Origin of the sequence: Paracoccus chinensis (assembly GCF_900102885.1) — a bacterium.
Lineage (GTDB): Bacteria > Pseudomonadota > Alphaproteobacteria > Rhodobacterales > Rhodobacteraceae > Paracoccus > Paracoccus chinensis.
Genome location: NZ_FNGE01000002.1, coordinates 1 through 14466 on the forward strand (window position 1 = coordinate 1; position 14466 = coordinate 14466).

At 67.9% G+C, this 14466-nt stretch carries 7 protein-coding genes, 1 tRNA gene and 1 rRNA gene; 5 read left to right on the top strand and 4 right to left on the bottom strand.

What is annotated here, in order from left to right; all coding sequences use genetic code 11:
• Positions 1–55 precede the first annotated feature (55 nt).
• Positions 56–170 (top strand): 5S ribosomal RNA (gene rrf / locus BLQ03_RS01905).
• Positions 171–261: 91 nt separating this feature from the next.
• Positions 262–338: transfer RNA gene (locus BLQ03_RS01910), tRNA-Met, on the top strand.
• 826 nt (positions 339–1164) lie between these two features.
• On the opposite strand, the gene BLQ03_RS01915 is transcribed toward BLQ03_RS01910, so the two are convergent.
• From BLQ03_RS01915 to BLQ03_RS17855, 4 genes are all read right to left on the bottom strand, one after another.
• Entirely contained in the window at positions 1165–3150 is a 1986-nt protein-coding gene (locus tag BLQ03_RS01915) for a response regulator (protein ID WP_090752145.1), read from the bottom strand.
• Positions 3147–8384, bottom strand: coding sequence for a HAMP domain-containing protein (locus tag BLQ03_RS01920; protein ID WP_217629641.1), 5238 nt, complete (start codon positions 8382–8384; stop codon positions 3147–3149). Before BLQ03_RS01920 ends, BLQ03_RS01915 begins: the two co-directional genes overlap by 4 nt.
• Positions 8385–8397: 13 nt before the next feature.
• Entirely contained in the window at positions 8398–8787 is a 390-nt protein-coding gene (locus BLQ03_RS01925) for a response regulator (RefSeq protein ID WP_090752150.1), read from the bottom strand.
• Between the two features lie 868 nt (positions 8788–9655).
• Entirely contained in the window at positions 9656–9877 is a 222-nt protein-coding gene (locus BLQ03_RS17855; protein ID WP_139166601.1) for a hypothetical protein, read from the bottom strand.
• A 530-nt stretch (positions 9878–10407) separates the two neighbouring features.
• Here BLQ03_RS17855 and otsB point away from each other — a divergent pair.
• The 3 genes from otsB to otsA are packed head-to-tail and all read left to right on the top strand — an operon-like array spanning position 10408 to position 14410.
• Positions 10408–11181 carry a trehalose-phosphatase gene (otsB, locus tag BLQ03_RS01930; RefSeq protein ID WP_090752152.1) on the top strand — a complete coding sequence of 258 codons (774 nt, stop codon included), beginning with the start codon at positions 10408–10410 and terminating at the stop codon, positions 11179–11181.
• Complete coding sequence (locus BLQ03_RS01935) at positions 11178–13013, top strand: glycoside hydrolase family 15 protein (RefSeq protein ID WP_090752154.1); 1836 nt, start codon at positions 11178–11180, stop codon at positions 13011–13013. The genes otsB and BLQ03_RS01935 overlap by 4 nt, the downstream gene beginning before the upstream one ends.
• A complete protein-coding gene (gene otsA, locus BLQ03_RS01940) occupies positions 13010–14410 on the top strand; it encodes an alpha,alpha-trehalose-phosphate synthase (UDP-forming) (protein ID WP_090752157.1) in 1401 nt (466 codons plus the stop codon). The genes BLQ03_RS01935 and otsA overlap by 4 nt, the downstream gene beginning before the upstream one ends.
• Positions 14411–14466: the final 56 nt, after the last annotated feature.

The window sequence follows — 14466 nt, forward strand, 5'->3', positions numbered from 1 at the left end:
CATCACCTTGGACAACCTGTGGCGAAAGCCGCAACGCTGAGCGTTTCTTTCCCGGTCTGGTGGCCATAGCACGAGCGAAACACCCGATCCCATCCCGAACTCGGCCGTTAAGCGCCGTCGCGCCAATGGTACTGCGTCTCAAGACGTGGGAGAGTAGGTCACCGCCAGACCTGGAAAGAAACGCACATCTCTCTGAAACGATCGCACCACCCCCCGCACCCAAAAACCCGCGGGGAACCCGCTGCACAAACGCAGCACGGACGCGGGGTAGAGCAGCCCGGTAGCTCGTCAGGCTCATAACCTGAAGGCCGCAGGTTCAAATCCTGCCCCCGCAACCAAACTCTTGCAATATATCCGCTACATGCGCAGCGCCCCACGGGGCGCTTTCTGCGTTCCGCAAGCGTGTCAGCAAAGCACAGGCGGTGGATGGCAGGACATGGTGCAAAAATGAGGGTCCGATTGCGGTACTCTCGCACTGTGTTCTGGAGTGCAGCCTGGGGCCGTGACATTACTCCACCGCGACGTCCCTCGGTTTGCCGTCGATTTTGCCTCACCACGCAGGCGCAGACGGCACGAGGGGAAGTCGCTGCACCAAACACAGGTCCTCGGAATAATCGAGGGACAAAATCAACACATCGCCTTGACTGCATGCCGTCGGCGACGGCCCTGTGTGGGCCCCGGATCGGGCCCGGTCAGGTTCTGCAAGCTTATTATGGCGGCATGAACCTCTCTCACGCCCGGCGGCTGAGGCACTCGAGGTTTGAGCCTGCGAAGGCACTGGCTCCAAAGAACAGGCGAACAGCGGCAACTTGAAACGGCTACTGGCCGACACGACGCTGCCAGCACGTACTAATGGACTCGTCGCGATCGAAGCCAATGGAAGCTACCGGTCCGAGAGCCATGGCTAAGGCATAACCATACAGAGCGTACGACGGACAGCGGTGCTTACGACGATGCGGGATCCTGATATAGGGCGTCCACTATGCAGCCAGGCCGGATCGACCGCGCTCTCTGCCCACGCAAGGCCCTGGGCAGCCCAAGAACATAGGCAGAGGGTCTGCTTAGCGCGGTTTGCGCCAGCTATGCGCCCTCGTCAGCCCCCTCAGTATCGGCAACTCTCTGGACAGGGCAAGGTCGACCGCAACCTTCAACAGGCCGACCCGATTATCCCAACTTCAGCAGGTTCCCGATCGCCGTGTGGACCTGCGCTGTGTCGAAGGGCTTGGCCAGGAGGGTCGCAGCCCGTGTCGGCAGTTCGTCAGCATCCGCGCGGAAACCCGAGATGAAGAGTACCGGCAGATCATTGCGACGCTCGCGCAGCAATTCGCAAAGGCGAGGACCATTCAACTGCCCTGGCATCACGCAATCGGTGACCAGAAGATCGATACTCGCGGGATCCAGTGCCTCTGCCGCTGCGTCGGCGCTATCAAAGCTGGTGACTGCGCAGCCCAGCTCGCTGAGCATGCCGCAGGTGACATCGCGCAGCGCGTCGTTGTCCTCGACCACGGCCACGCGCAACCCGGTCAGGTCGACCGCGGCAGCATGCGGGGCGTCCTGGGCCAGTCCCGCGGGGTTCTGCATCGGCGGCAGGTAGAGATGTACGGTCGTGCCCTCGCCCGGCGCGCTCTCGATCCGCAGCCCGCCCCCCGACTGGCGCAGGAAGCCATAGATCGAACTCAGCCCCAGCCCCGTGCCCTTGTCCGGCCCCTTGGTCGTGAAGAAGGGCTCCAGCGCGCGGGTCTGGGTTTCCGCGTCCATGCCCGTGCCGCTGTCGCTGACCGACAGGCGGAGGAAGGGCTGGGCCGGCAGGCCCGCCATCGCGGCCTCGTCCGTATCCAGTTCGACCAGCCGCGCCGTCACCGCCAGGCTGCCGCCGTCGGGCATCGCGTCGCGGGCGTTCACCACCAGATTGACGATCGCTCCCTCGAACTGCGAGGCGTCGATCCACACCGGCGGCAGGTCCGCGGGGATGTCCAGCGTCGCGGTGACGGTCTCGCCCAGCACGCGTTCGAACAGCCCGCGCAGGCGATCCATCTCCGATGTCACGTCCAGTTCGCGAGGTTGCAGCTTCTGCCGGCGGGCAAAGCCCAACAGCCGCTTGGTCAAGTCGGCGCAGCTTTGCGCGGCCTGCAGCGCAAGCGCCAGCCGCCCGCGGCTGCGGTCGTCCAGCTCGGCGGTAGCCTGCACCCGGTCCAGCGAGCCGATGATGACGCCCAGCATGTTGTTGAAATCATGCGCGACCCCGCCCGAAAGCTGCCCGATCGCCTCGAGCTTCTGGGCATGGGTCAGCTGCTCCTCCAGCCGCTTGCGGCTGGTGATGTCGGTGACGACGCCGGAAATCATCAGCCCGTCCTCGCCCTCATCGCCGGCGCTGGCGCGTTCCATCATCCAGCGCTCGTCGCGGCCACACTGGATGCGGTATTCGATCTCGTAGCCTTGGGGCAGCGCGGCCAGCGCCGCCGCCAGCCGCGGCCGGTCGTCGAGATGGACGCGGTCCATCCAGTCGCCGATGACGAAATCGGGATCGTCCGCCGCCCCACAGAGCACCTGGACATTGCCACCAACGAAGCGGCGCGCCTCCTCGCCCGGCTCGATCACGAACAGCGCCAGCGGCAGCGCGTCCAGCACCAGCGCCTGGGTCATCAGCGTGCGTTCCAGCTCGCGCGCGACCTCGGCCTCGCGGGCGCGGACGGCGAGGTTCTCGGCCATCAGCTGGCGCTCGGCCTCGGCCTTCAGCGCGATCTGGCGGCGCTGCTCGTAAAGCTGGGCGAAGACCTGCACCTTGGACCGCAGGATCAGCGGCTCGGCGGGCTTCAGGACGTAATCGACAGCGCCTGCGGCATAGCCCCGGAACTGGTGCGAGGTCTCCTTGTCGACGCCCGACAGGAAGATGATCGGCACGTGGCGCGAGCGTTCGCGCTGGCGGATCAGCTCGGCGGTCTCGTAGCCGTCCATGCCGGGCATCCGGACGTCCAGCAGGATCACCGCGAATTCGTGGCGCAGCACGGCGCGCAGGGCCTCGGCCCCCGAAGACGCGGTGACGACCGGATGGCCGAGATCGGCCAGCACGGCCTGCGCCGCGACCAGGTTGGCCTCGTCGTCATCGACGACGAGGATCCGGGCCGGCGCGTCGGCCGCGGCGCCGCTCACGCCACCGTCCCCCGCGGCTTGCGGCGCTTGATCCAGGTGCGCAGCACCGCGATCAGCTCCTCCTTCTCGACGGGCTTGGACAGGTAGTCCGAGGCCCCCGCGTTGAAGCAGCGCTCGCGGTCCTCGGCCATGGCCTTGGCCGTCACCGCGATCAGCGGCAACTCGCGGAAGCGGGCATCGGCGCGGATGCGCTGCATCACCTCGTAGCCGTCCATCTCGGGCATCATGATGTCCACCAGCACCGCCGCAAGGTCGGGCTGGGCGTCCAGCAGGGCCAGTCCCGCAGCCCCACTTTCGGCGCTGACGACCTCGATGCCGTGGTCCTCGAGCAGCGCGGTCATCGAGAAGATGTTGCGGATGTCGTCATCGATCACCGCGACCCGCCGACCGTCCAGCAGTTCGTCGCGGCAGCGCACGGCGGTGATCGCGGCGCGCAAGGATTCGGGCAGGCCGTCCCAGCGCAGCTTGAGCGTGGCCACCAGCGCGTCGAGCAGCCGGCCGTCGCCGCCCGTCTCGCTGCGGATCACCAGCTCGGCGCCGAGGCGGGAGATGACACCGGCCGCCGAAGCGCCGGGCGCGGCGTCCAGCCCGACGACGACCGGCGGCGCGTCCTTGCGCGCGGCCAGCGCCGCCAGCAACTCGCCCACCGCCTTGTCGGCGGTCGCGGCGACGACCATCACCGCGTCGGCGGGCGTCTGCAGTGCGGCCGCAGCTTTTGCGGGGGTCACCTCCTCCAGCGCCAGCCCCTCGATGCCGTCCAGCAGCGGGCGCAGCTCGGCACTCACGCGGGCGCTAGGGCGGACCATGACGACCCGCCAGGTGCGGCGAGTGGCCTGGACCCTGAGGCTGTCGAAGACCTCGATCAGCCGCTCGCGGCTGACGGGCTTGCCGGAATACTCGATCCCGCGCCCGCGCAGCCGTTCCTCGTCATCGACGACGGAAATCAGATGCACCGGCAGGTGGCGCATCTCGCGGTCGGTGGTGATGCGGTCCACCAGCGCCCAGCCGTCCACGTCGGGCAACTGGATGTCGAGGCTGACCGCGTCGGGCCGCTGGTGGCGGATGACCGAGGGCAGTTCGCGCCCGCGGGCGATGATGAGCCCATCGAAGCCGCGCTCGGTTGCGATGTCCTGCAGGATGCCGGCGAAGACCGGGTCGTCCTCGACGATGGCGACCAGCGGGCGGCTGCCGTCGCGGCGGGCCGGGACGGCCGGGGCAGGGGTCTCGGACATCCAGCGGGACGCGCGCGGGGCCTCGACCGCGGCGGCGGACGCCTCGGCGTCCCTCCGCGTGGGCTGCGGGGCAGGCGGGGGCGCAGGCCGGAACGGGGCCGGTTCGGACGGCGCCGGCAGGGCTGCGGGGGCTGCGGGCAGGGACAGGACGTCACCCGCGTCGGATTCCGCCAGCCCGCTTTCCAGCGGCAGGTACAATGTGAAGCGGCTGCCCTCGCCCGGCGTCGATTCCAGCCTGATCTCGCCGCCCAGCAGCGTCGCCAATTCGCGGCTGATCGAGAGGCCGAGCCCGGTGCCGCCATAGCGGCGCGAGGTGGTGCCGTCGGCCTGCTGGAAGGCCTCGAAGATCACCTGCTGCTGGGCCGGGGCGACGCCGATGCCGGTGTCGACGACGGCAAAGGCCACCCGGCGCGAGGCCGCCGCAAGGCGGGCGTTGCGGAAGACCTGGCCCGCGGGGACCGGGGCGACCTCCATCCGCACGGCTCCGCGTTCCGTGAACTTGATCGCGTTCGACAGCAGGTTCTTGACCACCTGCTGCAGCCGCGGCCCGTCGGTCGTCATCACCGCCGGCAGGTCGGGCGAAAGGTCGACGACGAAATCGAGCCCCTTCTGCTCGGCCAGGGCGCGGAACTGGCGGTCCATCGCCTGGGCGAAGTCGCCGAAGCGCATGGATTCGAGGTTCAGCACGATCGTGCCGCTCTCGATCTTGGACAGGTCGAGGATGTCGTTGATCATCCGCAGAAGGTCGTCGCCTGCCGCGTGGATGGTCGAGGCCTGCTCGATCTGTTTCTCGGACAGGTTGCCGCGGCCGTTCTCGGCTAGAAGCTTCGACAGGATCAGCAGGCTGTTCAGCGGGGTGCGAAGCTCGTGGCTCATGTTGGCCAGGAACTCGGACTTGTATTTCGAGGTCAGCGCCAGCTGCTCGGCCTTCTCCTCCAGTTCCTCGTTCTTGACGCGCAGCGCCTCCTGCTGCTGGCGCAGCATCTCCTCGCTTTCGCGCATCCGGGTCGCCTGCTCCTCGAGCCGCTCGTTCGAGGACCGCAGCTCGTCCTGCTGGCTTTGAAGTTCGGACGCGAGGATCTGCGACTGGCTCAGCAGCGTCTCGGTCCGCATCGAGGCGCTGATGCCGTTCAGCACGACCCCGATGGATTCCACCAGCTGGTCGAGGAAGGCGACATGCGTTTCCGTGAAGCGGCTGAACGAGGCCAGCTCGATGATCGCCAGAACCCGGCCCTCGAACAGCACCGGCAGAGCCACGATGTTCAGCGGCGCGGCCTCGCCCAGGCCGGAACGGATGCGGACGTAATCGGGCGGCACGTTGGTCAGCAGGATGCGCTCGCGTTCGACGGCGCACTGGCCGATCAGCCCTTCGCGCGGGCGGATGCGGCTGGCCAGGAACTTGCGCTCGGTCATGGCATAGGTGGCGGCCAGCTCGAAGACGGGGCCATCCTCGTCCTCGGCGGCCAGCCAGATCGCGCCGTGCTGGACGTTGATCAGCGGCGCCAGCCCCGACAGCAGGACGTTGCTGACGGTTTCCATGTCGCGCTGGCCCTGCACCAGCCGGGTGAAGCGCGTCAGGTTGGTCTTCAGCCAGTCCTGCTCGCGGTTGACCTCGGTCGTGTCGCGCAGATTGGCAATCATCCGGTTGATGTCGTTCTTCAGCGCGCCGACCTCGCCCTTGGCCTCGACCGAGATCGAGCGCGTCAGGTCGCCCTCGGCCACGGCTGTCGCCACCTCGGCGATGGCGCGGACTTGGGTGGTCAGGTTGTCGGCCAGCTGGTTCACGTTGTCGGTCAGGTCGCGCCACAGGCCCGAGGCGCCCGGCACGCGCGCCTGCCCGCCCAGCTTGCCCTCGATCCCGACCTCGCGGGCCACGTCCGTGACCTGGTCGCCGAAGGTCGCCAGCGTGTCGATCATCTCGTTGATCGTCTCGGCCAGGTCCGCGATCTCGCCCTTCACGTCCAGCGTCAGCTTGCGCTTGAGATCGCCGTTCGCGACCGCCGTGACGACGCGGGCGATGCCGCGCACCTGGTTGGTGAGGTTGTCGGCCATCAGGTTGACGTTGTCGGTCAGGTCCGCCCAGGTCCCGGCCACGCCCGGCACCTGCGCCTGGCCGCCCAGCTTGCCCTGGGTGCCCACCTCGCGCGCGACCCGCGTGACCTCTGACGCGAAGGCGTTCAGCTGGTCCACCATGGTGTTGATGGTGTTCTTCAAGGCCAGGATCTCGCCCCGCGCATCGACGGTGATCTTCTTGGACAGGTCGCCGCGGGCGACGGCGGTCGTGACCTCGGCGATGTTGCGGACCTGTTCCGTCAGGTTCGAGGCAAGCCCGTTCACGTTCTCGGTCAGGTCGCGCCAGGTGCCCTCGACGCCCTCGACACGGGCCTCGCCGCCCAGCTTGCCCTCGGTCCCCACGTCGCGGGCGACGCGCGTCACCTCGAAGGCGAAGCGGTTGAGCCGGTCCACCATCGTGTTGATGGTCTCCTTCAGCTCCTGCATCTCGCCCTGGACCTGGACGGTGATCTTCTTGGACAGGTCGCCGCGCGCGACGGCGGTGGTGACCTCGGCGATGTTGCGGACCTGGCCGGTCAGGTTCTCGGCCATCTGGTTCACGCGGCCGGTCAGGTCGGCCCAGGTGCCGGCGACGCCCTCGACCCGCGCCTGTCCCCCAAGCCGTCCCTCGGTGCCCACCTCGCGGGCAACCCGCGTCACCTCGGACGCGAAGGCGGACAACTGGTCCACCATCGTGTTGATGGTGTTCTTCAGTTCCGCGATCTCGCCCTTGGCATCGACGGTGATCTTCTTGGACAGGTCGCCGCGGGCCACGGCGGTCGTGACCTCGGCGATCTCGCGCACCTGGCTGGTCAGGTTGGTGGCAAGGCTGTTCACGCTCTGCGTCAGGCGCCGCCAGGTTCCCGCCACGCCCTCGACTTCGGCCTGGCCACCGAGGATGCCCTCGGTCCCGACCTCGCGCGCGACCCGCGTCACCTCGGACGCGAAGGAGGACAGCTGGTCCACCATCGTGTTGATGACCTGCTTGATCTGCAGGATCTCGCCCTCGGCCTCGACCGTGATCTGCTGGGTCAGGTCGCCCGAGGCGATGGCGGTGGCGACCTTGCTGACGTCGCGGAGCTGGATCGTCAGGTTGCCGGCCATGCCGTTGACGCTGTCGGTCAGGTCGCGCCAGGTGCCGGCGACACCCTCGACCCGCGCCTGCCCACCCAGCTTGCCCTCGGTCCCGACCTCGCGGGCGACGCGCGTCACCTCGGAGGCAAAGGCGTTCAGCTGGTCAACCATCGTGTTGACCGTGTCCTTCAGGGTCAGCAGCTCGCCCTGGACATCGACCGTGATCTTCTTGGACAGATCGCCGCGCGCCACCGCCGTCGTGACATCGGCGATGTTGCGCAACTGCCCCGTCAGGTTCGAGGCCATGGCGTTCACGTTGTCGGTCAGGTCGCGCCAGGTGCCGGCGACGCCCTCGACCCGCGCCTGCCCGCCCAGCTTGCCCTCGGTGCCGACCTCGCGGGCGACCCGGCTGACCTCGGAGGCGAAGGACTTCAGCCGGTCCACCATGGTGTTGATGGCATCGGCGGTCTGCAGCAGGTCGCCCTTCAGCGGCCGGCCGGCCAGTTCAAGCGGCACCGATTGCGACAGGTCGCCCTCGGCCACGGCGCGGACGACGCGGGTGATGCCCTCGCCGTGCAGCATGCTGCCCTGGATCAGGCCGTTGACGGAATCCACCGCCTCGCGCCAGCCGCCCGTGGCGCCCTCCAGGTGGATGCGCTCGTTCGTCTGCCCCTCGTGGACGACTGCCTGCTGCAGCCGCGCCAGTTCCGAGACGAGCGCGCGGTTCTGGTCGGCCAGCATGTTGTAGGCCTGGGCGAGGGGCGCGTTCTCGCCATCCTCAAGCAGGGTGATCGAGAAATCCCCGCGTGCGATCGCACGCAGGGCTGCGGTCAGCCCGACAGGGCTGCCGTCCGTCTGGATCAGGTTCTGGGGCATGGTGGTTCCGGGATCAGTCGGCATTGCGCAGGCGGGCCGCGCGCTGCAGCACGGCGGTGAGGTCGTCGGGCATGCAGGGCTTTTCCACCACCGCCACCGGCTTGAGCGCGGCGACGGCGGGATCGTCGGCCAAGCCGCTGTCGCCCGAGATGAAGATGATGGCGATGTCCTGGTCGCGGGCCATTGCCTCGGCCGCCGCGATCCCGCTGGCCCCGCCCTTGAGGTTGGCATCCATCAGGGCAATGTCGGGCCGGTGCTGCTGCGCCAGCGCGACCGCGTCGGGAGCGGTGCGGGCGACGCCCACCACCTCGAAGCCGGCATCCTCGACGAGGTCGGCCAGGAACATCGAGACAAGGACCTCATCCTCGGCGATCAGCACACGGAGCTTGGCAGACGTGGACATGCGGTTCTTTCGATAAGGCTAGGAATGAGAGCGCGTTGACAGGTATGGCACGCAGCATCTGGCCGCAATCGTCCGTCTGCAGCTCTCGGGGCTTGGCAGCCCGGAGCGCGCCGTCACATGCCTCAACTGAAAAAACATGGCTATCGAGAAGGTTGTGCTGATGATGTGACCGCCCACCAATGGCATCTCTGTGCCGAGTGGGTCTGCGACGATCCACAGAGGGGAGCGCTCATGTCGCCAGAACCGCGGCAAACCTGAATGATCAATATCGCTGATGGGGCCTTTTCTGCCGCTGTCACGCTCCTGTCATTCTTTGAGTTCCAGCCTCTGCCTGCGGAAAGGGCGGCGTCCGGGCCTGTGGCAGCCGAGGCAGGTTCCCACAACGCCTCGGAAAAAGCCTCGCTCGAGGAGGCGGCTGGCGATGTGGCGGCGAGACGCTGGAGAGAGGGTCAGTCCCCTTAATCGCTGAACAAGAAATTGCGCGCTAACCCCGGCCAACCGGATTCCGGCAGTGCCGGACATGCGAAGGGCGTGGCAGGCCGCAGCAGCCTGCTCGTTTCGAAGCATGGGAAGTGCATCTCCAGCTTCCAAGAGGTCGGCCATCACATCACAGCCTTCCGACACTTGACCGTAGCCGGAGCGGTCGAGGCGGGATGCCACTATCGCGCGGTCGCAGCGCTGGCGCAGCCTTGCCCACACCATCCAAGCTCGCAGGCTCATCATTCTGCCGTGCCGCGTCGCAGAGTGAGCAGGTGACAGGCCCTGTCTTCGACACAAGCGATGGACAAGCCGGGAACCTCGGCGGGGACACGACGGCCCAGGACCGCAACGGGGTCGAGCACGCGTTGCCCCGCATCAGTTGCGGTTTTCAGCCAAAGCCATGGCGTCCCTGATAACCGACGCGCTCGGTTACCCACGGTTCGAAGCGCAGGGAGGCCACTGGGGCTTGTTCGTCGCGGCAAGGCTCGACCATGCCTGTTCCGACAGGATCTCGGGCATCCACCTGAACTTCATGCCGCCACGGCGCGATGCAGGACTGATCGCGGAGCCCACCCCGGAAGAGGCGCGCTATCTTCAGAAATTCGCGCATTTCCTTGGCGAAGAAGCCGGCTACCAGGCCATTCAGGGCACGCGCCCACAGACCCTAGCCTACGCCCTGACCGACTCTCCCGCGGGGCTGGCCGCGTGGATAACCGAGAGGTTCCGGGGCTGGTCGGATTGCGGGGGCGATCAATTCGTCCTTCGGGCCCCATCATGCGCGGGCTCACGACCCTTGGCCGGTTCCCGTGGGCAAAACGGCCGATGTGCCGACCGGCCATGCGGCCTCCCGGCGAGAGATCTTGCGCCCGCTACGCTCGCTGGCCGCAAGGACCTTTACCGACACCCGGCGGTGCACATCGTTCGAGCGTGGCGGCCACTTCCCCGCGCTCGAGCAGCCTGACGCCCCCGCGACCGAAATTCGGGCCTTTCTCCGCCTTTGCAGAACCGGGCAGTAGTCTCGCGCACGGATGCTCAACCCGAGGGCAGGCACCCCGACAGCCCTCCGCAGAAAGGCAACCAGAGCCTTCCGGCCTGCGCGCCGGGGTTGTCCCCCGCGCGCGCGGTGCCTAGGTTGCCGCGATGGATCAGAAATCCAATCAGACGACTGGAGGCCTGCAGGCCCTGGACGGATTGCCCGACGATGTGAACGGCCTGGCCGTGTTTCTCGACATCGACGGCACGCTTCTGGACATTGCCGACACCCCCGACGGGATCAGCGTGCCTTCGGGCCTGCCCGCGGCTCTGGCCCGGCTGGCCGCGAGGCTGGGCGGCGCGGTGGCGCTGGTTACCGGGCGCTCGGTTGCCACGGTTGATCGGCTGTTTCCCGGCCTTCCTGTCGTGATCAACGGGCTGCATGGCGCGGAATGGCGCGACGGGGCCGGGCGGGTTTTCGGCGCCGGCGTCACCGACGAGTTCTCGGCGGCCAAGCACCGGCTGCGCGAGCAGGCGGCGCGCTGGCCTGGCGTCATCTTCGAGGACAAGGGTGCCGCCTTTGCCGCGCATTACCGCCTTGCCCCGGCCAGCGAGGGACAGGTGCGGCACCTGATGCGGGCGCTTTCCGAAAGCGTGGGCGACGGATGGAAACTGCAGGAGGGCAAGGCGGTTGTGGAGTTGCGGCCGCGTGGCCGTGACAAGGGAGATGCATTGATGCAGACGATGGGGCACGAGGCTTTCGCGGGACGGCTGCCGCTGGCGATCGGGGACGACGTGACGGACGAGGCGATGTTCGCGGCCGCGAACCGCTTGGGCGGCCTGTCGGTCCGGGTCGGCACGGATCGGCGCGACACCCTCGCGCAGGGCCGCGTCGCCTCGCCGGCGGATGTGCGCGCCTGGGTTGAACGGGTGGCGCGATGAACGTCCCCGTCGAATCCCTCGCCCCCGCCACGACCAGCACGGTCCCGGCCCACTCGCTTGACCTCGGGGTCATCGGCAACGCGGCGGCGGCCGCGCTGGTGGACCGCAACGGCTCGATCGTCTGGATGTGCGCGCCGCGCATGGATGGCGACCCGATCTTCTGCCGCCTTCTGGGCGGGCCCGCAGGGCAGGGTGGCGGCGACTGGTCGATCACCGTCGAGGACTTTGCCCACAGCGAGCAGCGCTATCTTCGCAACACGGCGATCCTGGAAACGATCCTGACCGACGGCTCGGGCAACCGGCTGCGCATCCTCGACTTCGCGCCGCGCTTCAAGGACCTGGGCCGCATGTTCCGCCCCCTGGGCATCGTGCGCATCATCGAGCCGCTGGAGGGCACCCCCCGCGTCCGCGTCCTGATGCGCCCCCGGCACGGCTATGGCGCCCATGTTCCCGAGATCACGCGCGGCACCAACCACATCCGCTTCATCCTGGGCGACCAGGTGCTGCGCCTGACCACCAACGCCCCGGTCGATTTCGTCGAGAACGGCAAGGCCTTCCTGGTCGATCGCCCTTATGCCTTCGTCTTCGGCGCCGACGAGCGGCTGTCGCAGGCCCCCATGCAGATCGCCCGCAGCTTCCTGGACCAGACCGCCAGCTACTGGCGCGACTGGGTCCGCTACCTGTCGGTGCCGCTGGACTATCAGGACGTGGTGATCCGCTCGGCCATCACGCTGAAGCTCTGCGCGCATGAGGAAACCGGCGGCATCGTCGCGGCGCTGACGACCTCGATCCCCGAATACGGGGAAAGCGGGCGGACCTGGGATTATCGCTTCTGCTGGCTGAGGGATTCCTATTTCACCGTCAGCGCGCTGAACCTGCTGGGCGCGACCCGGACGATGGAGGATTACCTCGCCTATGTCTCGAACATTGCGGCAGGCTCGCCCGACGGCTACCTGCAGCCCCTGTTCGGGCTGGGGCTGGAACGGCAGGTGGACGAGGAGACCGTTCCGACCCTGCCCGGCTATCGCGGCCTCGGCCCCGTGCGCAGGGGCAACGCCGCCTATACGCAGGTGCAGAACGACGGCTACGGCTCGGTGATCCTGTCGATCACGCAGGCCTTCTTCGACGAACGCCTGCCCACCATGGGCGGCGAGGCGCTGTTCACCCGGCTGGAACGGCTGGGGCGGCAGGCGGCCGAGCGCTGGAACCAGCCCGACGCGGGCCTGTGGGAATTCCGCACCCGCGGCGCCGTCCATACCCATTCCGCCGTGATGTGCTGGGCCGCCTGCGACCGGCTGGCCAAAATCGCGGCCAAGCTGGCGCTGCCCGAGCGGCAGGCGCATTGGCGGGCCGAGGCCGACAAGATCCGCGAAGGCATCCTCGAACAGGGCTGGAACAAGGAGCTGCAGAGCTTTGTCTCCAGCTTCGGCGGCCAGGACCTGGACGCGAGCCTGCTGCTGATGCCGCAGATCGGCATCATCCCGGCGCATGACCCGCGCTTCCTGTCCACGCTGGACGCCTGCGAGAAGCACCTGCGCTTTGGCAACCACCTTTACCGCTACCGTGCGCCCGACGATTTCGGGGCGCCGGAAACCGCCTTCACCGCCTGCACCTTCTGGCTGATCGACGCGCTGGTCCGCGTCGGCCGGCGCGAGGATGCCCGCCAGATCTTCGACGAGATCCTGCGGACCCGGAACCACCTTGGCCTGCTGTCCGAAGGGGTGCATGTCGAGACGGGCGAGCTTTGGGGCAACTTCCCGCAGACCTATTCAATGGTCGGGCTGGTCTATGCGGCGATGCACCTGTCCCGCCGCTGGGAGGATGTCCTTTGAGCCGGCTGATCGTCGTCTCGAACCGCGTTCCCGACCCCGCCAAGGGACCGCCGGCCGGGGGGCTGGCCGTCGCGCTGAACTCGGCGCTGGAAAAGATGGGCGGCGTCTGGATGGGCTGGACCGGCAAGTCCAGCGGCGTGAAGGAGCCGGGGCCTCTTCAGTTCGTGGAACGGGGCAACATCACCTTCGCGCTGACGGACCTGTCGCGGCGCGACCTGGCCGAATACTACACGGGCTTCGCCAACAGTGTCCTCTGGCCGCTCTGCCATTACCGGCTGGACCTGACCGAATACGCCCGCAAGGACATGGCCGGCTATTTCCGGGTGAACCGTCTCTTTGCGGAACGGCTGCGCCCGCTGATCCAGCCTGACGACATCATCTGGATCCACGACTACCACCTGATCCCCATGGCCTCCGAGCTGCGCCGCCTGGGGGTCGGGAACCGCATCGGCTTCTTCATGCACATCCCCTGGCCCTCGCCGGATGTGTTCTTCACGCTGCCCGTGCACGAAGCGATCATCGACAACCTGACCGCCTATGACCTTCTGGGCTTCCAGACCGAGCATGACGTCGAGAATTTCGCGCTGGCCCTCAAGCGCGACGGGATCGGGCGCGACATGGGCGACGGCTGGATGGCCGCCTATGGCCGGCGCTTCCAGGCAAAGGCCTTTCCCATCGGCATCGACGTGGCCGAGTTCGCCTCGACCGCCAGAGAGGCCGTGCGGAGCAAGGCCGTCAAGCGCACCGCCGTCAGCTTCGCCGGGCGCGACCTGATCATCGGTGTGGACCGGCTGGATTATTCCAAGGGCCTGACCCACCGCATCGACGGCTTCGAGCGCTTCCTGATCGCCAACCCCGCTTGGCGCGGCCGCACGACGCTGCTGCAGGTGACGCCGAAGTCGCGCAGCGAGGTGCAGGGCTATTCCGACATGCAGCGGCAGGTGGCCGAGCATGCGGGCCGCGTGAACGGCGCGATGGGCACGCTGGACTGGACGCCGATCCGCTACATCAACCAGTCGGTCGGTCGCAACACGCTCGCGGGGCTTTACCGCATCGCGCGGGTGGGACTGGTGACGCCCCTGCGGGACGGCATGAACCTGGTCGCCAAGGAATTCGTCGCCGCCCAGAACCCCGCCGATCCCGGCGTCCTCGTCCTGTCCCGCTTCGCCGGGGCCGCGCGCGAGCTGGACGCCGCGGTGCTGGTCAATCCCTACGATGTCGAGGCGATCGGCAATGCCATCGCCCGCGCCCTGTCGATGCCGCTCGAGGCAAGGGTGGAACGCTACACGGCGATGATGGCCAGGATCGAGCAGAACGACATCTCGAAATGGTCCGCGGACTTCCTCGGCATGCTGCAACCCGAGCAGCAGCGCACCACCGAACCGGCCCTGGCCTGAAGGCAGCCACCGCGAGATCCGGGGCCGCCTAAGTTATCGAGGACCTGGACCCTGCC

What these genes read in the sequence shown, in the direction of transcription:
- otsB (WP_090752152.1), top strand. Translation starts at nt 10,408, where the DNA reads ATGGATCAGAAATCCAATCAGACGACTGGAGGCCTGCAGGCCCTGGAC.
- BLQ03_RS01935 (WP_090752154.1), top strand. Translation starts at nt 11,178, where the DNA reads ATGAACGTCCCCGTCGAATCCCTCGCCCCCGCCACGACCAGCACGGTC.
- BLQ03_RS01925 (WP_090752150.1), bottom strand. Translation starts at nt 8,787, where the DNA reads ATGTCCACGTCTGCCAAGCTCCGTGTGCTGATCGCCGAGGATGAGGTC.
- BLQ03_RS17855 (WP_139166601.1), bottom strand. Translation starts at nt 9,877, where the DNA reads ATGCGCGAATTTCTGAAGATAGCGCGCCTCTTCCGGGGTGGGCTCCGC.
- BLQ03_RS01920 (WP_217629641.1), bottom strand. Translation starts at nt 8,384, where the DNA reads ATGCCCCAGAACCTGATCCAGACGGACGGCAGCCCTGTCGGGCTGACC.